The organism is Kribbella sp. CA-253562, from assembly GCF_050942265.1.
Lineage (GTDB): Bacteria > Actinomycetota > Actinomycetes > Propionibacteriales > Kribbellaceae > Kribbella.
In genome coordinates this window covers 3060045-3081285 of record NZ_CP192049.1, presented here as the reverse complement: position 1 = coordinate 3081285, position 21241 = coordinate 3060045, and the positions used below count along the sequence as shown (strand labels likewise).

Sequence of the window (21241 nt, the reverse complement as noted above, 5' to 3'; positions counted from 1 at the left end):
GCTGCTCAGCCGGCGCGGCCGAGGTGGAGGAACGACTCCATCACCAGATCCGCGGCCGGCCCCGGCTCGAGGTCCTGGTACTTGTGAATGGCCAGGTCGAGCAGCGCGAGCAGTACGTCGCAGGCCCACCCGGACGGCAGGTCGTCACGTACGGCGCCGTCCCGGATGCCTCGCTCGACCAGCCGCTCGACGCGCGCCCGCTGCTCGTCGTGCCGGTTCCGGCTGGGCTCGTCCTGGAGCAGCAGCGACATGTCCACCGGCCACCGGCGGCCGACCTGGATCATCTCCTCGAGGAACCGGTGCACCGCGACGGTGAACGGCGCGGTCTCGACCCGTGCGTCGTCGAGCGCCTGCTCCGCCGCATCGAGCTTGGCCGCGAACATGGCGGTGACCAGCGCGTCGCGGGACGGAAACCTGCGGTAGACCGTCGACCGGTCCAGCCCCGCCGCGCGCGCGATCTCCGCCATCGACGCCGCCGGATTAGCGGCCAGCAGTTGGGCGGCGGTGGCCAGAACGGTGTCGGCGTTCCGGGCGGCATCAGTACGGAGCACTTGACCATTGTTGCATGCGTGAGCCGGATCACAACTGAGAGATCTCGTCTGCGGAATTATCTGCGACACTTACGTCTTATATTGAGTGTCAGGTAAGACGTACAGATGGAAGGACACGATCATGACGCAGCAAACCGTCGTGGTGACCGGAACGGCCTCCGGGCTCGGCCGAGCGACTGTGGCCGAGTTCGCCCAGCGCGGCTGGAACGTGGTCGCCACGGTGCGCCGCGAGCAGGACCTCGGCGTGCACAACGACCTGCCCTCGGTGAAGACACTGTTGCTCGAGGTCACCGACGAGGACGCGACCAGAGCGTTTGCCGACCGCGCGCTGAGGCAGTTCGGCAGGGTCGACGTACTGGTGAACAACGCTGGGCACTACCAGATGGGCCCGCTGGAGGACACCAGCATGGACCAGGTGCGTCACCAGTTCGAGGCCAACGTCTTCGGGCTGATCGCGCTGACGAAGTCGTTCCTGCCGGTGCTGCGCTCGCAGCGGTCCGGCGTGGTGATCAACATCGCCTCACTGACGGCCGAACAGGGCTATCCGTACAGCTCGGTCTACGCGGCGTCCAAGGCCGCTGTGGCCACCCTGAGCGAGGCCCTGAACCTCGAGCTGGCCGAGTTCGGCGTGAAGGTGCGGGCGGTCCTGCCCGGTCAGCACGCCACCCGGATCTTCACCAAGATCGACGCCGCCGAGATCTCGGCCGAGTACCAGCCGGGCGTCGCAGCGTTCTTCGCCAAGAACTCGCCGACCGGCTCGGACCCCGCCGTCACCGCCGCCGTGGTGTACCAGGCCGCGGTCGACGCCGACCCGGCCACCGTGCGGTACTACTCGGGTCCGGACGCGGAGTTCATCCCGCTCGGCAAGCAGATCCTGGGCCCGCAGAACTACTGGCGGCAGTTCCGCCAGTCCATCCTCGGGACGCCGGGCTCGCTGTGGGCCGGCCTGGCCGCCAAGCCGGGTGACACCCCGGTGGAAATGGAGCTGTGATCATGACGAATGCGTTCATCTTCGTCGCCACCAACAAGGTGCGCGACGGCAAGCTCGACGCGGAGAAGGCCCGCGTGCCCGGCTGGATCCGGTTCATCCAGGACAACGAGCCGCGCACGATCGCCTTCCACGAGTACGTCAGCGCGGACGGCACCGAGGTCGAGTACGTCCAGGTGCACCCGGACGCGGCGTCGTTCGAGCATCACCTGCGGGTGCTCGCGGAAAAGTCCGACCTGTCGTACCAGGAGACGCTGGAGGGCACGACGAACATCCGCATGTACGGCGAACCGACGCCGGCCATTCTGCAGATGCTGAGTCAGGCGGCCGGCTCGGGAGTTCCGATCACCGTGTTCCCCGAGCATCTGGGTGGCTTCACCCGCTCAGCGGGGTGATTGCCGGCGGCAGGCTGCTACGGGAAGCGTGAGGCCAGCGCGATGCAGGCACCGGCGGCGGCCAGCGTGAACAGCATCGCGATGCCCGCGAACCGCGAGGTGACTTCCTTGTCGACCTTGTCGTAGCCGACCGAGGAGCCGATGTCCTTGTAGACGTCCTCCAGCTCGCCGGCGGACTCGGCCGTGTACGCCTCGCCGCCGGTGATCTCCGCGACGCTGCGCAGCTCGGCGCGGTCCGGGGGGACCCGCTGCCGGATCCCGTCCATCTCGATGAAGCCCGAGTCGGTGCCGAAGGTGATCGTGTAGATCGGCGTGTTCTTCGCCTTGGCCGCCTGCGCGCCTTCCTGCGCCGTGCGGCCGACCGTGCGCTTGCCGTCGGACAGCAGCACGATGCGCGCCGGGGCCGGGTCGTTGGGGTGCTCGGGATCGGGCGGGACCTGGGTCAGCGCCTGCAGCGAGGTGAAGATGCCTTCGCCGGTCGCGGTCGACTCGGCCAGTTCCAGTCCGTCGATCGAGCGCTGCACGGTGGCCCGGTCGGTGGTCGGCGGCACGATGATCGAGGCCGTCCCGGCGAAGCTGACCAGCGACACGTTGAACTTGCCGGGCAGCTGGTTGACGAAGTTCTTCGCCGACTTCTTCGCCGCCTCCAGCCGGTTCGGGTCGACGTCGGTGGCCATCATCGACAGCGAGACGTCGATCGCGACCACGATCGTGGCCCGCTCACGCGGCACCTTGACCTCGTCCTTGGGCTGCGCGAACGCCACGATGCAGGAGCACGCCGCGAGCAGCGCGAGCCCGACCGCGAGGTGCCGGCGCCACTGCGGCCGGCGCGGGGCGACCCGGTCGAGCAGGGCGATGTTGGTGAAGCGCAGCGCGTACTGCGCGCGCCGGTGCTGCAGGTAGATGTACGCCGCGATCACGAGCGGGATCAGCAGCAGGAACCAGAGTCGGGCCGGAGACAGGAACTCCATCAGCGAGCCACTCCCTTCGGCGGTTGGTGCAGGCGCGGCGCGACTCGCTTGTAGGCGAGCACGAACCGCACGGTGTCGGCGACCCAGTCCCGATCGGTCCGCAGAACGAGGTGCCCGGCTCCTACCCTACGCAGGGCGATCCGGGTTCGTTCCCGCTGCGCGAGCGCCGCGGCGGCGTACTCCTCGCGGACCCGGCGCTTGCGGGTGTCGATCTCGCGGACCTGGCCGGTCTCGGGATCACCGATCATCACCACGCCGATGTTGGGCAGTTCGAGCTCGCGCGGGTCGACGATCTCGACCGCGAGCACCTGGTGCTGCGCGGTCAGCTTGCGCATCGCGCGCTCCCAGGAGGGTTCCATCCGGCTGTCGATCTCGCCGTCCTCGGGGGTGAGGAAGTCCGACACGACCACCCGCAGGCCGCGTTTGCGCTGCGTCCGGGCCATCGAGTCGAGCGCGCCGGCCAGGTCGCTGCGGGCCTGCTGCTCGCCGTGGTCCTTCTCGGCCAGCAACGCGCGGAGCAGCCCGTACAGCGCGAGGCGGCCGGAGCGGGCCGGCCAGCGGCGCAGCGTCGAGTCGCGCAGCATCAGCCCGCCGAACCGGTCGCCGAGCCGGTGGGTCAGGAAGCCGACAGTGGCCACGGCGGCGACCGCCAGCTCGCGCTTCTCCAGCTGCGACGTACCGAAGTCCATCGACGCGGACAGGTCGACCAGCGCCCAGGTCTCCAGCTCGCGGTCCGCGATCAGGTCGCGCACGTGCGGCATCGTCGTACGGGCCGTGACCGCCCAGTCCATCCGGCGGACGTCGTCGCCCACCTGGTACTCGCGAGCCTCGGCCAGCTCGGTGCCCGGCCCGGGCAGCAACCCGAGGTGTTCGCCGTGCAGGTACCCCTCGAGCCGCCGTACGACGGTCAGCTCCAGCCGGCGCAACGCCCGCTCGGGCGCGAGCTGCGAAATCGTCATCGCAACTCGTGGGTCGGGTCGATTGGCCATCAGCTAGACGAACTCGGGGCGGCCGTTGGCGTCGTTGCCGTCGCGCCAGACCGGCTGCGGCGGCGGGACGGTGGCCAGGATCCGCTCGATCACGGCGCGGGCGTCGATGTTGTCCGCGATCGCGTCGAAGGTGAGGCCGAGGCGGTGGCCCATCACGTCCAGCGCGACGGTCTGCACGTCGCTCGGCAGCAGGTAGTCGCGGCCGTGGATCAGCGCCAGGGCGCGACCGGCCGAGATCAGGCCGAGCGTCGCCCGCGGGCTGACGCCGAGCTCGATGATCGGCTCCAGGTCGGGCAGGTGGAAGTCGGTCGGCGTCCGGGTCGCCATCACCAGGCGGACGGCGTACTCCGCGACCAGGTTGTGCACGAAGACCTGCTCGGCCGAGCGCTGCAGCTCCATGATCGTCTCCGGCTGCAGCACCTGCCGCGGCTGCGGCGGGTCGACGCTCATCCGGCGCAGGATCTCGAACTCCTCGTGCCCGCGCGGGTGCGGCACGTCGATCTTGACCAGGAAGCGGTCGCGCTGCGCCTCGGGCAGCGGGTAGACGCCCTCAGACTCGATCGGGTTCTGGGTCGCGATCACGATGAACGGCTTCGGCATCGGAAAGGTCTGGCCACCGATCGACACCTGCCGCTCGGCCATCAGCTCCAGCATCGCCGACTGCACCTTGGCCGGGGCCCGGTTCACCTCGTCGGCGAGCACGAAGTTCACGAACGTCGGGCCCAGCTCGATGTCGAAGGCCTCCCGGGTCTGCCGGTAGATCCGGGTGCCGACGATGTCGGAGGGGACCAGGTCCGGGGTGAACTGGATCCGCGCGAACGACCCGCCGACCACCGACGCGAAGGTGCGCACCGCCAGCGTCTTCGCGACGCCCGGAACGCCTTCGAGCAGGCAGTGCCCCTTGGCCAGCAGCGACACCATCAGCGTCTCGACCATGTGCTCCTGGCCGACGATCACGCGTTTGACCTCGGTGATCGCCTCGCCGACCAGACGAGACTGCTGGGCCACTGACCCCGCCGGGACGGTGGTTTCGGTCATGCCTGTCCTTCCGGGGCCCACGCGGGCCTGGTGCTCGGGAACTCCGGTCATTCCATCAGATCCCCGGGCTCAGCCACACCACGCCCCACCCGGGCCAGTCTCCATCCTCCCCGCCGACTCAAATCCGCACTCCTCGTTGTCCGTACGCCGGGCTCTGCGCGGTTCCCTTCCTGGCGGCACCGACCTGCACCACCGACCAACCAGCGGATGCCGTGACCGCCTGAGCGTGATCAAGCGCAGAGGCACCGCGGCGGCGGTGGTTGGTCGGTGGTGCAGGTCGGCTCACGTCGGGGTGGGCGACAGCTTTACCGCCGATGTGGTGGGATTGGTGGTGATGACCGCGACCCAATCGCCGACGACGACCGTGCCGCCGGACGCTCCCGAGGTGAGCGCGCCCGCGCGTACGCTGCCGGACGCGTTGCCGCTGCTGCCGGAGGACCCGCCGCGGGTCGGCGAGTTCTGGCTGCGCGGGCGGCTCGGGGCGAACGCGGCAGGCTACTTGTACTCCGCGTCGGACGAGAACGGCCGCGGCGCCGTGGTGGCGATGATGACCGAGGGCTCGGCCGACGACGCGGCCGCGCGGGACCGGTTCGTCCGGGCGGTCGACGCGCTGCCCGAGGACGCCGTGCTGGCGCACAACGACGCGGACGACGACGATCTCGCGTTGTGGGTCGCGCTGGGCCCGGTGCGCGAGGACGACGGTTCGAGCTCGGCGGCCGACGAGCGGCTGATCGCCGAACGCCGCGGCGAGGACGTGCTGTCCGCCGTACTGATGGACCGGGTTCCGCAGCTCGGCCGGGTCCGCGGGCCGGACTTCCGGCACTACTGGGAGGGCCGTCGGCGCCCGGGGTTGTTCCGGATCTGGCCGCTGCCGTGGCCGTCAGCGCTGCGTCCGGCGTCCCGGCTGGCGCTGATCCTGTCGCTGCTCGCGATGGCGCTGATCATGGCGATCGCCGTACTGATCGCGTGGCTGCTGTTCCGCAACGCGCCCGAGGTCGATCCGGGGCCGGTGATTCCGGATCCGAGCGGCACGGCGACGGTGACGGTCACGCCGACCACGCCGCCGCCGGGTACGGTCAGCCCGACCACCGGACCGAGCCCGGGGACGCCGAGCAGTACTGTCACTCGCCCGGGCACGCCTGGTACCAGCCCGAACTCGCCTGGTACGCCGGGCGATCCTGCCGACCGGTTCTAGCCCCGCGGTGCCCGGCCCCTGCGTACGCGGCTGGCCCGGCCCGGATCCAGCGGTCAGCTGGTCGTGCTGGCCACTCGCCGGCCGCGCAGCAGCGCGATCAATCCGACCAAGCTGACCAGCGCCCAGGTGCCTTCGAGCAGCAGGAATCCCCACGAGTGCTCGACCCCGGCGATCACGGCCAGCACCGCCGAGCCGACCAGATTGAGCAACTGATACCGGAGCGTCTTCTGCTCCAGGCGTCCGGCCTGGGACGCGGCGAAGGCGATCAGGATCGTGATCGCACCGGCGATTTCGAGAACGTCGACAGCATGCATGACAGCTGCCCCTCCCGGGGCTGGCGTCGTCTTTGCGTCGGCCGGGTACGGCGCCGTCTCGTCCGGGGGCCCGCGGTCGCGGACCCGCCCACCACCCTACTCACAGCGAGTTCTTGATCGCCGTTGCCTTCGTCACCAACTGCTGCGCGGCCGCCGCCGGGACGAGCTTCTTCGCGGCGAGTACCCTCACCTCGATCACGAACGCCGTCAACAGCGCCTTCGCGACCGGATTCTGGTTCTTCTGCACCGCTGCCCTGGCCAGCTCCAGCTTGAGCACCAAGCTGGCTTCGATCCCGGCCTGCAGGTGCAGCCCCTTCACCTCGGCGATCAACGCCTTCAAGGCCGCGTCCGGAGTGACCGCCACCGTCTCGGCGATCTCCACCGCGCCTGGCTCACAGTTCGCCCCGGTCGGTCGGACCGCCATCCGCTGGTCCGATTCCTCGATGCAGCTAGCGACCGGAACCCGCCCGCCCAGCGGGCTCGTCGCCGCCGGCACCCGAACCCGCGCGAAGCCGCCGCCGGCCAGCGCCGCGAGCTGCGGATCGGCCGCCGTCACCAGGTCGGACGCGACGCTGCCGCAGGTGGCGTCCCGCCGTACCGAGAAACCGAGCGACGTCCCGGCGAACGCTCCGCCGATCCCCGCACACGACACCCCGACCTTCGGCAGCACGATCGCGCTCCGGTCGGTCTTGACCTGAGCGGCCGGTACGGCGGCGATGTGCGCGCCCGTCGTCGCCTGGTCGTCCGCCATCGTCACGTGGGTCAGTGTGGCCGCCGCGCCGTTCGTCACGGCGAGCCCGCCGCCGGTCGTGGCGGTGTTGCCGCTGAAGGTGCTGTTGAGGAGGTTCGCCGCGACGGCGACCAGCCGGACTCCCCCGCCGGTCCCGGTCGCCACGTTGCCGGCGAACGTGACCCGGTTGGCGCCGAGGTTCTCGGTCGCGATGTCCAGACCGGCACCGTTGGCCGCCTTGTTGTTGTCGACCGCCATGTCGTCGAGCGTCACCGAGTAGCTGTTGACCACCTTCGCGCCACCACCGTTGCCGCCGGCGGTGTTGCTGCTCAGGCCGGTCCGGTCGACGTACAGCGCGGCGATCTCCTTCGCGTAGATCGCGCCGCCGTCCGCCGTCGCGGAGTTGTTGGTGAGCGGAGTCTCGTCGAAGGTCATGTCGAACGGCCCGGTGGCGTCGATCGATCCGACCGCACCGCCGTGGCCGCCCGTTGTGCTGTTGCCGACCAGGCTGCCCTTGTACATCTGGACCCGGCCGAACCCGAGCCAGATCCCGCCGCCACCGCCGACCGACTGGTTGTTGTCGACGAGCACCCGGTCGAGCGCGACGCTCGGGCTGCTGCCGTCATCCTCGATCAGGACGGGCGTCAGCGAAATCCCGCCGCCTGGCTGGGTGCTCTTGTTGCCGGTGACGCTGGACAGGATCGCGCTGACGCCGAGCGAGCCGTTGCCGCGCTTGGACGCGGTGAACGAGATGCCGCCGCGAGCGTCGGCGGCGGTCAGACCGTTGTCCGCGATGCTGGTCGAGTACATGCTGAGGTGCCCGCAGTTGCTGCACAGGATGCCGGCGCGGCCGTTGTTCCGGATCGAGGTGTTGTTGACGGTCAGCTTGTTCGCGGCGAAACCCTGGCCGGTGTTGGTGATGCCCGTGCGGGTGTTGTTCTCGATCGTCGCGCCCTCGATCAGGACGGGGTAGCCGTCGACGAGCGAGAGGCCGGAGCCGTTATTGTTCGCGATGCTCGTGCCATTGATCGAGAGCGAGCAGTTGTCGCAACTGACCACGCTGCCGGTGTTGTGGTGCAGGCTTCCGCCGACCAGGTCCATCCGGTACGGCGTGGTGCCGTGATCGAAGCTGCTCCACACCACGCTGCCACCGGGCGACAGGACGTTGCGGACCTCGACGTTGCTGAGCCGAAGCTCGCTGTCGGAGCGGACCGCCGCGCCTTCCAGGCCGGTGTTGGTGGTGTTCGGGCCGCCGTCGATCGCCAGGTCCTGCAGCTCGAGCCGGCCGTCGTGGCTGGTGCTGTTGACGATGCCGGTCGCGTCGCAGGTCTGCTCGACGGTCGAGTTGTTGCCTTGGACAACGAGCTCGTGGGTGTCGGCGTGCGTGAGCGGTCCGGTGCAGATCGACAGCGGGTAGGTCAGGCCGGCGCCGAGCGTGATGACGTCGTCGACGCCGTTGCCCGAGGCGGTGCTGAAGGCTTCGCGCAATGACGTCAGACCGTCGCCGCCGTTGACCACGTCGGCGGTGGTGGTGACCGTGATGGTGGCGGCTGTTGCCGGTGCTGAGGTGACAACGAGACTCGCGCCGAGCAGTCCGGCCAACGCGGCGGCGCGCAGGCAGGACGAGGTGATTCTGGACAAGACATCCCCCCACAGGAATCGGAGGGACCAGAATCGCGGAGCGCTTGGGCGGTGACAAGGGTTCGCGGGCGGGTCTGCCCGGACGGTCATGTTGTTGGCCAGGGTTTGTTCAGGTTGCCACGGTTGTTCAGGTGCCGGCTGGTTCTTCAAGTCGGCGCGCGTGCTTCACCTCGTCGCGCGTGCTTCACCTCGCCGCGCGCGTTTCACCTCGCCGCGCGTGCTTCACCTCGCCGCGCGTGCTTCACCTCGTCGCGCGTGCTTCACCTCGCCGCGGGCGCTTCACCTCGCCGCGGGCGCTTCACTTCGCCGCGGGCGCTTCGAGTCGCTGCGGGTGCTTCGCGTTGCCGCTGGCTTCTTCAGCCGTCCAGAAGTCGCGCGAGCTCGGGGTCGCGCCAGAACCGTTCCGGCACCGGCTGCCGGACGAGCGCCGCGTCCGCCCGGATCTCCGCCGGACTGGCGGCCCCGATCAGCACCGAGGCGACAGCGGAATGCCTACCAGGAAAGGCCAACGCCGCCTGCGGCAGCGAAACGCCGTACCGCTCGCAGACCGCGGAGATCCGCCGAGCCAAGATCGTTTTCGGCTCGGTCGTCTGCTTGGACTGGTCCGTCAGCAACACCTCCGGAGTCAGCACCCCGGAAACGATCGCCGCCACTCCCCTTGCCTGGCAGCGATCCAGCAACGGCGCACCAGCGCGATCCAGCAACGAATACTGGCCGGCCAACAGCACCGCATCCACCCGGAAGTCCCGAACGAGCCGATCAAGCTCCTCCCACTCCCGTCCCGCAACCCCGATCCCGCCGACCACTCCACGTTCCCGGAGCTCGTCCAGTACGCCGTACGCGTCGCCGATCGCTCGCCCACCGGGATCCTGCAAGAACATCAAGTCGACCGAAGCCACTCCGAGCCGCTCGAGACTGCCCTCCACCGACTCCCGCAACCGATCACCCGCCAGCCCCGCGTCGACCTTCGACGACACCATGAACCCGGCCCGCGGATGTCCCGCCAGCACAGCGCCCATCCGCCGCTCGCCCAGCCCGTCCCCGTACGCCGGCGAACTGTCGAAAAACCGAATCCCCGCCGTGTAGGCCGCCTCGACCGTCGCGGTCGCCAAAGCCTCTCCCGCCGCGGTCGCCGGCAGCTCCCCCAGCGAAGCCCCACCCAACCCGAACCGCGGAGGACGGAACCGCGTCACGGCCCGCGAAGCAAGCACACGGCTGGGAGCGGTCATCGGCCACACCTCCCTGGTCGGCACTACCAGCATCAGCCTTCGGAGAGAACTTCGCACCTCGAACACCGCGCGTACCCGCAGCCTCCGGCCCCCGATCACCGTGCGCACCCGCAGCCCTCGCACCCCCGTACACCGCGCGCACCCGCAGCCCTCGCACCCCGAACACCGCGCACACCCGCAGCCCTCGCACCCCGAACACCGCGCACACCCGCAGCCCTCGCACCCCGAACCACCCCCGTACGTGGGGACTCCCTGACCCCGCGCGTGCGCCGCACTCCGCAACTCCGCACTCCGCCCGCAGACGGGCAACTTCATCCCCCACCCGCGCCCGCACGCGGAGACTTCCTGTCCCGGCCCCCCGCACGCGCAGCCTTCCCACACCGGACCGCCCCCGCGCGCGACGACTCCCCACCCCGAACCACAGCCCCGACACGGGCGACTCCGCACCCCGGGACCCCGCACCCACGCGGGGTCCCGGGCGCGACGATCAGCGACCGGAGTCGTACAGAGCCTTCACCTCCGTCGCATTCAGAGCCCGATCGAACAGGTGAACCTGATCAACCACCCCGTCCAGGTAGTCCACCGGATTACCCCCGAACTTCCCCCGCCCGATCACCGTGTGACCGGTCGAACTCGAGTCCAAGCTGCACGCCGCCTTGGAAGCAACCAGCGCCCCATCGACGTACAACCGCAACTCCCCCTTCGCCGCATCCCGTACGCCGGTCAGGTGGTACCACTGGCCCGGATTCGGCTTCGTCGGCGCCAGCGCGCGCTGCCCCGGGAAGCTCATCGCGAACCGCTGGTCCTGACCGGAGTACTGCAGGAAAAACGCGCTGTCCCGCTCGCCGTCCTGACTCACCACGGTCTGGAACGCACCGTCGGCCTTGTTGAGCTTCACCCATGCGGTGGCGGTGTAGTTGCCGCTGGTGTCGAGCAGTTGCGCGCCGGTATCGACGAACTGTCCCGCGCCGTTCGTCGCCACCCCCTGGCCGTTCTTGCCCGGGGCAAAGACCGCACCCCCGACCAGCGTCGCGTCGTTGGTCCCCACGGCATCCTCCCCGGTGCCGTCCAACGGGTAGAAGTGAATGCCGTCAGCTCCCGGCGTACCGGGTGGTGGGTTCGGTCCACCCGTGCCGGTCCCGTCGGCGCCGGCGATGATCTGCTCGTTCACCGCCCGGACCTGCGCGAAGTCCATCTTCGGCACCTGCCGGTCGTAGGTGAAGAAGCCGTTCAACTCACCCTCGACATCGGTGATCTGGGTGTAGACCGACCCGCTGATCCCACAGGTGTTCGCCGACCTCAGAACGTCGCGCTGGTTCTCGACGTAGCGCCGGGTCAGCGTCGCCGAGTCCGGTGTCATCTCGTACGCGAACCCGTCGCCGAACCACATGTGCTCCGGCGTCTTCAACCCGAACCCGCCGTGCTCCCCATCGACGGCGACGCGATCACCGGACGGCGCGGGGGTCGCCGGCCCCAGGTACGCGTGATGGTCGATCATGTCGCCGCGCCCGGAATCGCCCAGAGAGTCGCAGCAGTTCATCCCGCTGTGCGCGTTGACCAGCCGGGACGGGTCCTGCGCCTTGACACTGTCGGCGATCCGCCCGGTCTCGGCCAGGTCCCACTCACCCCAGCCCTCGTTGAACGGCACCCACGCAGTGATCGAAGTGAAGCTCTTGTGCTCCTCGACCAGCTCGTGCAGCTCGGCCTTGTACTGCGCCTGCCAGGCCGGCGGGATCGGGTCGGTCTTCGACGACGGCATGTCCTGCCAGACCATCAGTCCGAGCTTGTCGGCCCAGTAGTACCAGCGATCGGGCTCCACCTTGATGTGTTTGCGGACCGTGTTGAACCCGAGCTCCTTGTGCTGTTCGAGGTCGAACCGCAGCGCCTCGTCGGTTGGCGCAGTGTTCAGCCCGTCCGGCCAGAATCCCTGGTCCAGCGTCGAGAGGTTGAACAGGATCTTCCCGTTCAGCGCCAACCGAAGCTTGCCGTCGGCCCCCTTCACCTTGCCGACCGACCGCAAGCCCGAGTACGAACCGACTCGGTCGACGACCTTGCCGCGATCGATCAGCTTGACATCGAGCGTGTAGAGGAACGGGTTGTCGGGTGACCACAGCTTCGGGTTCGGGATCGCCAGCCGGAGTTCGGCTCCGGCCCTGCCGCGTTGGGTGCGGACCTTGCGGCGTCCGTCATACACGCTGACCTCGACCTCGAGGCCTGTCGGCCCGGTCGTGTCCGCGACGAGCCGCAGCGCACTACCCGGTACGTCGGGGGTCAACTGCAGCCGCTCGATGGAGGACTGGCCGACCGGCTCCATCCAGACGGTCCGCCAGATCCCGGAGCTGCCCTGGTAGAAGATGCCGTGATCGCCGACCTCACGCTGCTTGCCGATCGGCTGGAAGGTCTCGTCGGTGAGGTCTTCGGCCCAGACGATCACCTCCTGCGGACCAGTCCGGTGCAACGCGCTGGTCACGTCGACCGAGAACCCGTCGTACCCGCCGCGATGGGTGGCGACCTGCCGGCCGTTCACCCAGACCTTCGCGTCGTAGTCGACCGCGCCGAAGTGCAGGAGCAGGCGTTGGCCCGACCAGCCTTGCGGCACGGTGAACGTTCGGCGGTACCACATCCGGTCCTCGTGCCGCTGGATTCCGGACAGGGCCGATTCTATCGGATAGGGCACCAGGACCTTCTCGGCCAGCGTCCGGCCGAACGGCGGGGCTTCGCCCGGCGTGGCGGCGGCGAATTCCCACAGTCCGTTGAGGGTCTGCCAACGGTCGCGGGTCAGCTGCGGTCGCGGGTACTCCGGGAGTGCGTTGGTGGGCGAGACGTCGTCGGTCCAGGGCGTACTGAGTGGTGGTGTCCCGACCTGCCACGCAAGGGCATCGGGTGGAGGCGCTGCCTGGGAACTCGGGACGATGAGTGCGGTCGCGGCCAGGAGTCCGGCCGCGACCGCGGCGAGGCGTGACTTCATGCTGCTTTCCTTCCGGGGCGGGGAAAGGACAGCACCATGGGAACGCTCTCACGACAAGATTGCAAGGGCTCGCTCATGATCGAACATCACCCCAGCGTGCAGACGGGACTCGGTGTGCTGAAGCTGCTGGCCGGCGTCAGCGTCCCGGTTTGTTGGTTTCTGTGGAACGTCGTGATCGAGTTCGACCGCTGATTGGAGACCAGCAGCAGCCTCCCGGTCGGATCGATCGCACAGTGCCGCGGCCAGTCCCCGCCGCACGATGGCGTCGCGACCAGCCGCAGCACCGCTCCCCCGGATTCAACGGCGAACACCGCGATGCTGTTGTGCCCGCGATTGGTGACGTAGACGAACTTGCCGTCCGGCGACACAATCACCTCGCCGGGATAGTTCTGCGGCGAGCCGGCCGGCACGGTCGGCAGCGGCGTACCTGGAGTGAGACGCCCGTCGGAATAGCCGCATGGCACGACGGTGCTGTCGAGCTCGTTCGCGACATAGACGTACCGACCGTTCGGGTGAAAGACCAGATGGCGTGGCCCGGCACCGGGTTTCAGCTTCGCCTGGGCGACCTCGGTGAGCTTGCCGGGCGGGGCGATCGTGGAGGTGTAGACGGTGTCGGTTCCGAGGTCGACCGAGAGGATGTACCGGCCGGCCGGATCCTCCACGACTTGATGGGCGTGCGGCGAAGCGCCGACGTGCTTGACCAGGTCGGTCCGCGCACCCAGCCTCCCGTCGACCTTGACCGGATGCACGGCGACGTCGCCCGACCCGTAGTTGGCGCTCAGCAGATACTTGCCGCCAGCAACCAGCGCGAGATGGCAGGGCGCGGACCCGCCGGTCGACTGACGGTTCAGGACCCGTAACTTGCCGGGAGCATCCACCGCGACCGCCGTCACACCGCCGTCGGTCTGCTCGTTCACGGCGTACAGGAACCGGCCGGACGGCGCCAGAATCAGGAATGACGGCTCCTGGACCCCCGTCAGTACGCCGTTCGAGGTGATCACGCCGCTGGCCGCGTCGTACGAAGCCAACCCGATCCCGCTCCCACCCGCGGAGGTGTATGTGCCGATGTAGAGCGTCGCGCCGTCCCGGCAGGACGCGAACGCCGGGGTGACGCCGGACGCGGCAACGGCCGCGGTGAGACCGAGGAAAGTACGTCGAGTCGTAATCATCAGCCAGAACCTCTTCGGTGGGGGCGGAACGAGGACCACTGAAGGGTAGGCAGGTGATCAGCGCTCTGTCATCACGCAACCACGGTAAGTGCCAGTAGAGTGCCTGAAGAATGCCGGCTGAGTTCCGGTTCGGTTCACCAAATCTGGACGCCGGTGGCCTCGATCGACCAGTTCCACAAGCGTTTCGCGAGCTCCGGATCCTGCGCGGCGTGGCTCGGGCGAACCGTCGTCGGTGCGCCGCGGTAGTTCAGGAACCCCGGGCCGACGAACGAACCAGGGCGCAAACCAGGCAGCGTCGCGGCGTACAGACTGGGCCAGGCACCAGCGGCGGCAGACTGCGCGACCAAGCGGGTGAAGGCGCCGAACACCTGGGCCTGAAGGCGCCGGCCGGCCAACTCCGGACCGGCCGCCTGCAGCTGCGTGGAGGCATAACCGGGATGACAGCCGGCGCTGAGCAGCTTCGAGCCAGCCGCCCGCGCTCGACGGTCCAGTTCCACCATGAACAGCACATTGGCGAGCTTGGACTTTCCGTAGGACTCCCACTTCCGGTAGCCGCTCTCAACGCGGAAGTCGGCCTGGCTGATGCTGCGCACGGTTTTGTGCATGACCGAGCTGACCGTGACCACGCGCGGCGCGTCGGCCTCCTGCAGCAGCGGCAACAGCCGAGCGGTCAGCGCGAAGTGGCCCAGATGGTTGGTCCCGACCTGCAGCTCGAACCCCTCCGCGGTCTGCCGGTGCGGCGGCGCCATCACGCCCGCGTTGTTGATCAGCAGGTCGAGGCGCTCGTGGGCCTTGCTGATCTGCTCCGCGGCCTGCTGCACGCTGGTGAGGTCGGCTAGGTCGAGCTCCACGACCTCCGGCGCCTTGCCGGCTGCGGCAGTCAGCTCCGCTGCGGCGCGGGCTGCCTTGTCGGGGTTGCGGGCCGCGATCAGCACGTCGGCGTTGTGTCTGAGCAGCTCGAGGGCGGTGGCGTAGCCGATCCCGCTGGTCGCGCCGGTGACGAGGGCTCGGCGTCCGGACTGGTCAGGGATGTCCGCAGTGCTCCAGCTCATGCGCCCACAGTAGCGGCGGGCGCATGAGCCGGTTGCGCGTCGTACGTCGTACTAGAGGATCTTGCGGGCCTTGAAGGCAGCGGTGACCTGGTCAGCGGCCGCCTTGCCGTACAGCAGGCGAGCCGACTGGACCGTGACACGCGCCGCGTCGGCGAAGCTGGTGTCGGGCGCGTAGAAGAACGTGCCCTGCAGGATGACCTTGTTGGCCTTGTTGCGGCCGAGCGCCTTGTGGATGTCCCACAGCGCGTTCGACCAGATCTCGCCGTCGGAGTGGACCTGACCAACGATGTCGTCGGTGGTCTTGCCGGTGTCGGTCCGGCGCAGGCAGTGCTTCGGCCCGGACGTGTACGACACGGCGTCCCAGTCCATCACGCACGGCAGGTCGTAGCCCTTGCTGACCGGGATCGACATGCTGACGGCCCAGTAGTCGCCGAAGCCCTCACCGATCGAGCCGGCCTCCAGGGATTCGCCGAAGCCCGGCACGATGTCGTCCTGGATCGCGTGGCCGTACTCGTGCCAGATCACCTCGGCGTCCTCGGCGTCGTCGACGCCACCCTCGCCCATCGTGATCATGTCGACGCTCGGGTCGTAGAAGCTGTTGTCACCGTCGAAGGTGTTGATCGCGAAGTCCTGCGACTCGTTGTTCACCTCGGTGAAGCCGAGCGAGTGGATGTACTCCTGGGTCTGGTTGACCTGGTAGTAGGCCATCACCTGCTCGAACTTGTCGTTCGCGCGCTGATAGACGAACGTGTTGTTCTTGCTCTGCGCGACGCCGCCCTTGGCCTCCTTGATGTTGACGTAGGGGCCGTTGAGATTGCCGGAACCGTCCAGATTGCGCAGGATCACGTTCTTCTGCGCGACGAACAGCTCGTTCTGGTTCCTGTCGTCCTGGTCGGTCAGGTTCTCGTTCTTCTGGCTGACCACCGGGTTGGGATCGAACACCGAACCCTTGCCGTCGACGTTGTGGCTGATCACCTTGGAGTCGACCACGACACCGTTCTTCGCGTCGACGAGCGAACGGGTGACGCCCTCGGTCGACCGGGAGGTGACGTTCCAGACCAGGCGCGCGTGGGGTCCACCGACAACAGCCAGCTGCGCGGCTCCTTCGGTGGCGGACGGGGTCGGGGTGACGCTCTTGTTCGGCGCGGCGATCCGGTTCCGCGCCGCCCGCGCGCTCACCAACGTGTTCGCCGACTTCGTGGCCGTTGCCGCCGGCACCTTCACCGTGACGTCCAGCGACTCCGGTACGGCGTCGCGCCCGTCGGAGACCTGCAGCACTTTGCCCGACTTGTCCAGGTGCTTCGCGTAGTACCCGTTCACCACCGGCAGTCCCTTGAAGGTCTGCTGGTACCACAGGTGCTTGCCGAGCAGCGACGTCTTGGTCCGGATCAGCTTCAGGTTCGCCGGTACGGCATCCGCGCTGCCGGCGTCCGGCGCTGCCCCCGCGGCGCTGGTGAACGACATCCCGAGTGTGACGGCAGCGAATCCCGCCGTCAGAGCCGCGACCGCCTTCCGGCGATGCACGCGCTTGGTCATCTTCCCTCCCTGGTGGACATACGTGGTGACACGACTACGATCCGTCGCGACCCTAGTTCGCAAACCCCCTCGCTGGGAAGCAAAACCCGCACTACTTGCCGATCCGCAAGGGAAATCATGGTCCGCCCGTAACGGCCAGAACCTGACCGCTACTCCTCCTACCGTTGATCTCGAACCGACGAGCGGACCGGCCATGCGGACGTTGACCCTGCGAGCCCTCAACCGCGCGACCCTGCACCGCCAGTGGCTCAACGAACGCCACACCGCCTCCGCGCTGGACGCGATCGAACACCTCGTCGGCATGCAGGCCCAAAGCCCGCTAGCGCCGTACGTCGGCCTGTGGACCCGCCTCACCGACTTCGCCCCCACCGAGCTGAGCCACCTGCTCGAATCCCGCCAGGCCGTCCGCGGCTCGATGATGCGAGCAACCATCCACATGACTTCGAGCCGCGACTTCCTCGCCCTGCGAGCGTTGGTCCAGCCCCGCCTGGAACGCGAGGTCTACCAGAACCAGGCCTACGGCCGGCACCTGACAGGCGTCGACATGGACGCAGTCCTCGACGCCGGCCTCACCCGCCTCAAGGAGTCCCCCGCCACGGGCGCCCAACTCCGCGAGCACCTCGGCCCGCTCTTCCCCGACCGAGACCCGGCCTCCCTGGCCCACGCCGTCCGCTGCCTCCTCCCCACCATCCAAATCCCACCCCGAGGCATCTGGGGCAAAGGCGGCAACCCCACCCTCACCACGGCAGACCTCTGGCTCGACTCCCCCATCGACCCCCACCCGTCGATCGACGCCCTCGTCCTCCGCTACCTAGCCGCCTACGGCCCTGCCTCCCCAGCCGACGCCCAGACCTGGTCCGGCCTAACCCACCTGACCGAGGTCTTCGACCGCCTCGACCTCCGCAAGTACGTCGCCCCCAACGGCCGCACCCTCTACGACCTCCCCACCATTTCGCTCCCCGAGGAGGACCTCCCCGTCCCGGTTCGCTTCCTCCCCGAATACGACAACGTCCTCCTCTCCCACGCCGACCGCACCCGCTTCATCGCCGACAGCACTCGCGAACACCTGACCCTCACGGAAGTGCTCACCCGAGGCGCGGTCCTGTACGACGGACGCGTGGTGGCGATGTGGAAGCAGGTGCGGCGGCCCAAGGGAGCAGCGAGGTTGGAAGTGGAACCGATTGCGAAGCTGACGAAATCGGTTGTGCAATCAATCGAAGAAGAAGCATCCAAACTGCTCGACTTCTCGGCGAAGGACGCAGTTCAGGAGATCGAGTTCATTGCCTAACGGCAAGGTTCGACAGGGCAGAACAGCGCTGCGACGCCCACCTGGTCAGCGAGGCGAAAGGTAGACCTCAATCGCTCTGATGCGCTCTGCCACCGAAGGCTGCCCGTTCATCCAGTCGGGTTGGGTGAGGCCGATGCGGCGCGCGGTCTCCTGGTGCTGTGCCTGCCACCCGTAGAAGACCTCCAACAGACGACGTCCGTATCCGAGGTCGACTGCGGCGCGGTCCGCCATCCTCTCGACGAGTTTGCCGGCACCGATGAAGAGCAACGGCGCAAACAACGGCGACAGGAACAGCAGCGGAACCAGGAGGCTGTCATAGAAGATCAGCGACGCGAGGATGAAGCCGAAGTACGAGATCATCAAGAATCCGACGATCGTGCACCCGACCGCTGGAACGGTGCGGCTCAATCTCAGCAGCAATCTGACCACGAGAGCCACGATTCGAGTGGGCACCGAGTACCAGAGTGCGAGTCGGCTCAGCCACGTCCGACCTCGAAGGTGCGTCGCGAGATCCTGCGCCAGCACCGCTTCGAGGTGACTGGGCGGCAAGGTGTAAAGAGCCCAGCCGGTGACGGTCACGGTGTATCCGCCGGCGCCTGATCCGGTTGCGTTCTCTCCCGCCTCGATCCAGATCGTGTATCGATGTGGGTCGACCCCCGCCCGGCTGGCCACAGTCATCCAGCTCGGGGCGAGTCGTTGGACCTCGACCATTGTCGGTTGCCTCAGACCGAGCAGGTAGCGGGCCACAAGACCGTCGAACCCTTGCCAGACGACGATCGCTCCGGACAGAACCCACAGGGAGATCAGAACCCAGGTACCTTCGTACAGATCGAACGCCTGGCAGATCCAGTAGATGATCACGAAGCTGGCACCCGCCCAGAGCACAGCGCTCAGGATCTCGGCGGCCAACAAGCCCGAGCCACCAGGATTCTGGGACCCGGACGACGGCGGAACGGCACGGTTGATCTCGCCCGACCCGCCCGATGGCAACTGAGGCCGCGCCGGATCTGGTCCTGGTCTTTGCGGGGGGCGACCGCCAGGACCTGATTCTGACGCGCCCGGTTCGCGAGGGTTTTCCGGACTGTCAGGACTGCTCATGCGGCGCTCCCGCCATCAGTAGAGCGACACGTGAACATGATCGTAGTGCCCACCAGTTGCATTGTTCGGATCGTAGACACCGCCGCCGTTGTAGACCTTCCACTGACCAGTTCGCGCACTCCAGATCTTTCCATACCAGATCAGATAGCGAACGCCGGTCGTCCCCGCTGTTGTGATCGTCCAGTTGGCGATCTTGTCGCCCTTCGCCCGCGCCTGTGGCGCCCGCCGTGCGTCTCCGCCCACGAAGATGTCGCAGGCCTTGCCCTGCGGATGATCACTGGTTGGGTTCCAGGCATGGCGATCCCAGCAACTCATCGGCGGGCTGGCGAGCGCGGCTCGTGCTTGGGCAACCCATGCTGCCGTTCGTGGGGTGACCATGCCCCCGGTGCCCGTCGGGTCCGTGACGGTCGGTCGCTGCTGTGGCCAGACGCCATTGACGGGCCGACCCCCGATGAGTCCTTGACCATCGTCACACTCGTCGAGCACCTCTTGCCCCGCCGTAGCCTGCTCGGTCGGCTTGGTGCCAGCTCGGCCGGCGTACGGGTCGCCCGCCCGCTGGAGGTCGATCCCGGCCTCCGCGGCGATTTGCTGCGCAGTGCGTTCATGCCTGGCATACGCGTTGGGGAAGGCGGATACCTGGACCGCTTGCGCTGCCTCGGTGTACGACATGGACGGCCATCCGTCGATGTCGACCAGTCCTGGAGGACTTGGCGGGTTCACACCGCCGAAGAAGGCCTCGGCTGCGTATCGCGGATCGAGGATCTGCTGGACGGTACCCCACCCTGCGGACGGACGTTGCTGGAAGAGCCCGACAGAGTCCCGGTCGCCGTAGTTGATGTTCTCGAGTTGCGACTCTTGCAACGCCGTCATCAGCGCCACGAGGGTGGCACGACCGGGCAGGCCGCGAGCGACCGCGACCGAGTCGATGATTTTCGCGAAGCCCACTTGCCGTGCCCTCGTCGAGGCGTCGGCGGGCGGATCGTCCACTCGGGCCCCATCACCGACGGGGCAGCCCGCAGCGAAGTTGTTGTTCCCAGCACCGAAGGGCACGATCAGCACCAAACCCATCAGTCCTACCGCTGCCATGACCCCAACGGCCTTCAGCACCATGGACTGTCCGAGGACAGCGCCGAAAACGCCACTCTGCTGCCGCTCGTCGAACACGTCAGCTCACCATCCTCGTCATGGTCCTGCTCCCCCGTTCAGATCGCTGACAACCCAAACAGAACCCTCCGGAACGAGCGTGACGACCAAAGGCAGCACGATTCGGTTGGGACGCTTGCCGGTGACGTCGATCGTGATGGTGAGCAGGCGGCTGATGCGTGTAGGAGTGTCGACTGGTGCCGACTCGGGCCTCGGCGCACCAACCGTGACGGACGCGACCCGTGATTTGCCGCCGTCGGCTTTCAGGGCTTCGTAGGTGGAATCACCTGCGGCCGTCAGGCTTTCCCCGACCTCATCGGTGATGAACGGCCCTGTCTTGGCAACCAGGTCGGCGTAGCTTTCAGCCGACGGGTCCCGGGTGTAGAAGGTTCGCGCCCACTGGCTCGCGACATCGACAGCTGCGGCCGTGGCCAGGGCGGACGGGCGTTCGGTCAGCACCGGCGGGGTCGTAATCGATGAACTCGGTGTCAACGTGTCGGATGGCGAGGTCTGTGCCGAACTGCCGGCCGAAGTCGGCTGGGGTACCGGCGCCGATGGTGTCAGCAACCCGACGTCCTTTCCCGACGGTTCATCGCGGCCCAGTAACCGGGGCAGGCCACCCCCGAGACCGAGAACGACGATCGCGAGGATCACCACAGCAACGATCACCGTGATGGGACTGGTGGGTTCGGCCTGGCGCTGTTCGCGAAGCCACGCGATCCGTTGAGCGTGGTCGTCGCGGCGCCACGAACGCTTGGCGTGACGACGCTCGCGCCGACCGAGATCATCGATCTCTTCCGGGTAGGAGTAGTCAGAACTCATCACATCGCGCCAGTTCGACGGCTGCTCGGGCCGCAACCTCCTGTCCTGGGCGGATGCCGAGCCGTCGACGTCGTCAGGGTTGTTACCGGTGGCCGCCCGGTTCCGATCCCGCTTCCTCATCTGC

The 21241-nt window shown here is 68.1% G+C and carries 19 protein-coding genes and 1 riboswitch; of the genes, 5 read left to right on the top strand and 14 right to left on the bottom strand.

The window, feature by feature from the left end; translation table 11 throughout:
* Positions 1-5 precede the first annotated feature (5 nt).
* Complete coding sequence (locus tag ACQPXM_RS14785) at positions 6-551, bottom strand: TetR/AcrR family transcriptional regulator (RefSeq protein ID WP_432948826.1); 546 nt, start codon at positions 549-551, stop codon at positions 6-8.
* A 121-nt stretch (positions 552-672) separates the two neighbouring features.
* Between ACQPXM_RS14785 and ACQPXM_RS14780 the strand changes: the two genes are divergently transcribed.
* Both ACQPXM_RS14780 and ACQPXM_RS14775 read left to right on the top strand, forming a co-directional pair.
* The gene (locus tag ACQPXM_RS14780) at positions 673-1542 is read left to right on the top strand and encodes an SDR family oxidoreductase (protein WP_432948824.1); all 870 of its coding nucleotides are present in this window, start codon (positions 673-675) and stop codon (positions 1540-1542) included.
* A gap of 2 nt (positions 1543-1544) precedes the next feature.
* Positions 1545-1934, top strand: a complete 390-nt coding sequence (locus tag ACQPXM_RS14775; RefSeq protein WP_432948822.1) for a hypothetical protein — start codon at positions 1545-1547, stop codon at positions 1932-1934.
* A 17-nt stretch (positions 1935-1951) separates the two neighbouring features.
* Here the strand turns inward: ACQPXM_RS14775 and ACQPXM_RS14770 are convergent, their stop codons facing one another.
* Genes ACQPXM_RS14770 through ACQPXM_RS14760 form a run of 3 tightly spaced genes read right to left on the bottom strand, consistent with a single transcriptional unit; the run spans position 1952 to position 4932 of the window.
* A complete protein-coding gene (locus ACQPXM_RS14770; protein WP_432948820.1) occupies positions 1952-2905 on the bottom strand; it encodes a VWA domain-containing protein in 954 nt (317 codons plus the stop codon).
* Positions 2905-3864, bottom strand: a complete 960-nt coding sequence (locus ACQPXM_RS14765; RefSeq protein WP_432948818.1) for a DUF58 domain-containing protein — start codon at positions 3862-3864, stop codon at positions 2905-2907. The genes ACQPXM_RS14770 and ACQPXM_RS14765 overlap by 1 nt, the downstream gene beginning before the upstream one ends.
* Before the next feature lie 33 nt (positions 3865-3897).
* Entirely contained in the window at positions 3898-4932 is a 1035-nt protein-coding gene (locus ACQPXM_RS14760; protein WP_432948816.1) for an AAA family ATPase, read from the bottom strand.
* Positions 4933-5266: 334 nt separating this feature from the next.
* Between ACQPXM_RS14760 and ACQPXM_RS14755 the strand changes: the two genes are divergently transcribed.
* On the top strand, positions 5267-6127 hold the full coding sequence (locus ACQPXM_RS14755) for a hypothetical protein (protein WP_432948814.1): 861 nt from the start codon (positions 5267-5269) through the stop codon (positions 6125-6127).
* Between the two features lie 53 nt (positions 6128-6180).
* Here ACQPXM_RS14755 and ACQPXM_RS14750 read toward each other — a convergent pair whose 3' ends face one another.
* The 7 genes from ACQPXM_RS14750 to ACQPXM_RS14720 all read right to left on the bottom strand — a co-directional run bounded on the left by ACQPXM_RS14750 (position 6181) and on the right by ACQPXM_RS14720 (position 16766).
* Complete coding sequence (locus ACQPXM_RS14750; RefSeq protein WP_432948812.1) at positions 6181-6441, bottom strand: CBU_0592 family membrane protein; 261 nt, start codon at positions 6439-6441, stop codon at positions 6181-6183.
* A gap of 20 nt (positions 6442-6461) precedes the next feature.
* Positions 6462-6530, bottom strand: a riboswitch (guanidine-III (ykkC-III) riboswitch).
* Between the two features lie 11 nt (positions 6531-6541).
* Positions 6542-8812, bottom strand: a complete 2271-nt coding sequence (locus ACQPXM_RS14745) for a right-handed parallel beta-helix repeat-containing protein (protein WP_432948810.1) — start codon at positions 8810-8812, stop codon at positions 6542-6544.
* Positions 8813-9168: 356 nt separating this feature from the next.
* Entirely contained in the window at positions 9169-10041 is an 873-nt protein-coding gene (locus ACQPXM_RS14740; protein ID WP_432948808.1) for an aldo/keto reductase, read from the bottom strand.
* A gap of 487 nt (positions 10042-10528) precedes the next feature.
* Positions 10529-13009: a LamG-like jellyroll fold domain-containing protein gene (locus ACQPXM_RS14735; RefSeq protein WP_432948807.1), complete on the bottom strand. Its 2481-nt coding sequence runs from the start codon at positions 13007-13009 to the stop codon at positions 10529-10531.
* An 86-nt stretch (positions 13010-13095) separates the two neighbouring features.
* Positions 13096-14178, bottom strand: coding sequence for a lactonase family protein (locus ACQPXM_RS14730; protein ID WP_432948805.1), 1083 nt, complete (start codon positions 14176-14178; stop codon positions 13096-13098).
* Positions 14179-14312: 134 nt separating this feature from the next.
* The gene (locus tag ACQPXM_RS14725; RefSeq protein WP_432948803.1) at positions 14313-15230 is read right to left on the bottom strand and encodes an oxidoreductase; all 918 of its coding nucleotides are present in this window, start codon (positions 15228-15230) and stop codon (positions 14313-14315) included.
* Positions 15231-15281: 51 nt separating this feature from the next.
* Complete coding sequence (locus ACQPXM_RS14720; RefSeq protein ID WP_432948801.1) at positions 15282-16766, bottom strand: M36 family metallopeptidase; 1485 nt, start codon at positions 16764-16766, stop codon at positions 15282-15284.
* A gap of 193 nt (positions 16767-16959) precedes the next feature.
* On the opposite strand from ACQPXM_RS14720, the gene ACQPXM_RS14715 reads away from it, so the two are divergent.
* Entirely contained in the window at positions 16960-18054 is a 1095-nt protein-coding gene (locus tag ACQPXM_RS14715) for a winged helix DNA-binding domain-containing protein (protein ID WP_432948799.1), read from the top strand.
* Positions 18055-18099: 45 nt separating this feature from the next.
* Here the strand turns inward: ACQPXM_RS14715 and ACQPXM_RS14710 are convergent, their stop codons facing one another.
* Positions 18100-18915, bottom strand: coding sequence for a hypothetical protein (locus ACQPXM_RS14710; RefSeq protein WP_432948797.1), 816 nt, complete (start codon positions 18913-18915; stop codon positions 18100-18102).
* On the opposite strand from ACQPXM_RS14710, the gene ACQPXM_RS14705 reads away from it, so the two are divergent.
* A complete protein-coding gene (locus ACQPXM_RS14705; RefSeq protein ID WP_432948795.1) occupies positions 18908-19048 on the top strand; it encodes a hypothetical protein in 141 nt (46 codons plus the stop codon). The two genes, ACQPXM_RS14710 and ACQPXM_RS14705, sit on opposite strands and share 8 nt — an antisense overlap.
* A gap of 119 nt (positions 19049-19167) precedes the next feature.
* Here ACQPXM_RS14705 and ACQPXM_RS14700 read toward each other — a convergent pair whose 3' ends face one another.
* Together ACQPXM_RS14700 and ACQPXM_RS14695 are read right to left on the bottom strand one after the other, a co-directional pair.
* On the bottom strand, positions 19168-20316 hold the full coding sequence (locus ACQPXM_RS14700) for a hypothetical protein (protein ID WP_432948793.1): 1149 nt from the start codon (positions 20314-20316) through the stop codon (positions 19168-19170).
* Between the two features lie 18 nt (positions 20317-20334).
* Positions 20335-21237, bottom strand: coding sequence for a hypothetical protein (locus tag ACQPXM_RS14695; RefSeq protein ID WP_432948791.1), 903 nt, complete (start codon positions 21235-21237; stop codon positions 20335-20337).
* Positions 21238-21241 lie beyond the last annotated feature (4 nt).

Coding starts and splice junctions, on each gene's coding strand:
- ACQPXM_RS14780 (WP_432948824.1), top strand. CDS start 673: ATGACGCAGCAAACCGTCGTGGTGACCGGAACGGCCTCCGGGCTCGGC.
- ACQPXM_RS14755 (WP_432948814.1), top strand. CDS start 5,267: ATGACCGCGACCCAATCGCCGACGACGACCGTGCCGCCGGACGCTCCC.
- ACQPXM_RS14775 (WP_432948822.1), top strand. CDS start 1,545: ATGACGAATGCGTTCATCTTCGTCGCCACCAACAAGGTGCGCGACGGC.
- ACQPXM_RS14760 (WP_432948816.1), bottom strand. CDS start 4,932: ATGACCGAAACCACCGTCCCGGCGGGGTCAGTGGCCCAGCAGTCTCGT.
- ACQPXM_RS14765 (WP_432948818.1), bottom strand. CDS start 3,864: ATGACGATTTCGCAGCTCGCGCCCGAGCGGGCGTTGCGCCGGCTGGAG.
- ACQPXM_RS14725 (WP_432948803.1), bottom strand. CDS start 15,230: ATGAGCTGGAGCACTGCGGACATCCCTGACCAGTCCGGACGCCGAGCC.
- ACQPXM_RS14740 (WP_432948808.1), bottom strand. CDS start 10,041: ATGACCGCTCCCAGCCGTGTGCTTGCTTCGCGGGCCGTGACGCGGTTC.
- ACQPXM_RS14770 (WP_432948820.1), bottom strand. CDS start 2,905: ATGGAGTTCCTGTCTCCGGCCCGACTCTGGTTCCTGCTGCTGATCCCG.
- ACQPXM_RS14715 (WP_432948799.1), top strand. CDS start 16,960: ATGCGGACGTTGACCCTGCGAGCCCTCAACCGCGCGACCCTGCACCGC.
- ACQPXM_RS14695 (WP_432948791.1), bottom strand. CDS start 21,237: ATGAGGAAGCGGGATCGGAACCGGGCGGCCACCGGTAACAACCCTGAC.
- ACQPXM_RS14720 (WP_432948801.1), bottom strand. CDS start 16,766: ATGACCAAGCGCGTGCATCGCCGGAAGGCGGTCGCGGCTCTGACGGCG.
- ACQPXM_RS14750 (WP_432948812.1), bottom strand. CDS start 6,441: ATGCATGCTGTCGACGTTCTCGAAATCGCCGGTGCGATCACGATCCTG.
- ACQPXM_RS14735 (WP_432948807.1), bottom strand. CDS start 13,009: ATGAAGTCACGCCTCGCCGCGGTCGCGGCCGGACTCCTGGCCGCGACC.
- ACQPXM_RS14705 (WP_432948795.1), top strand. CDS start 18,908: ATGATCACGAAGCTGGCACCCGCCCAGAGCACAGCGCTCAGGATCTCG.
- ACQPXM_RS14730 (WP_432948805.1), bottom strand. CDS start 14,178: ATGATTACGACTCGACGTACTTTCCTCGGTCTCACCGCGGCCGTTGCC.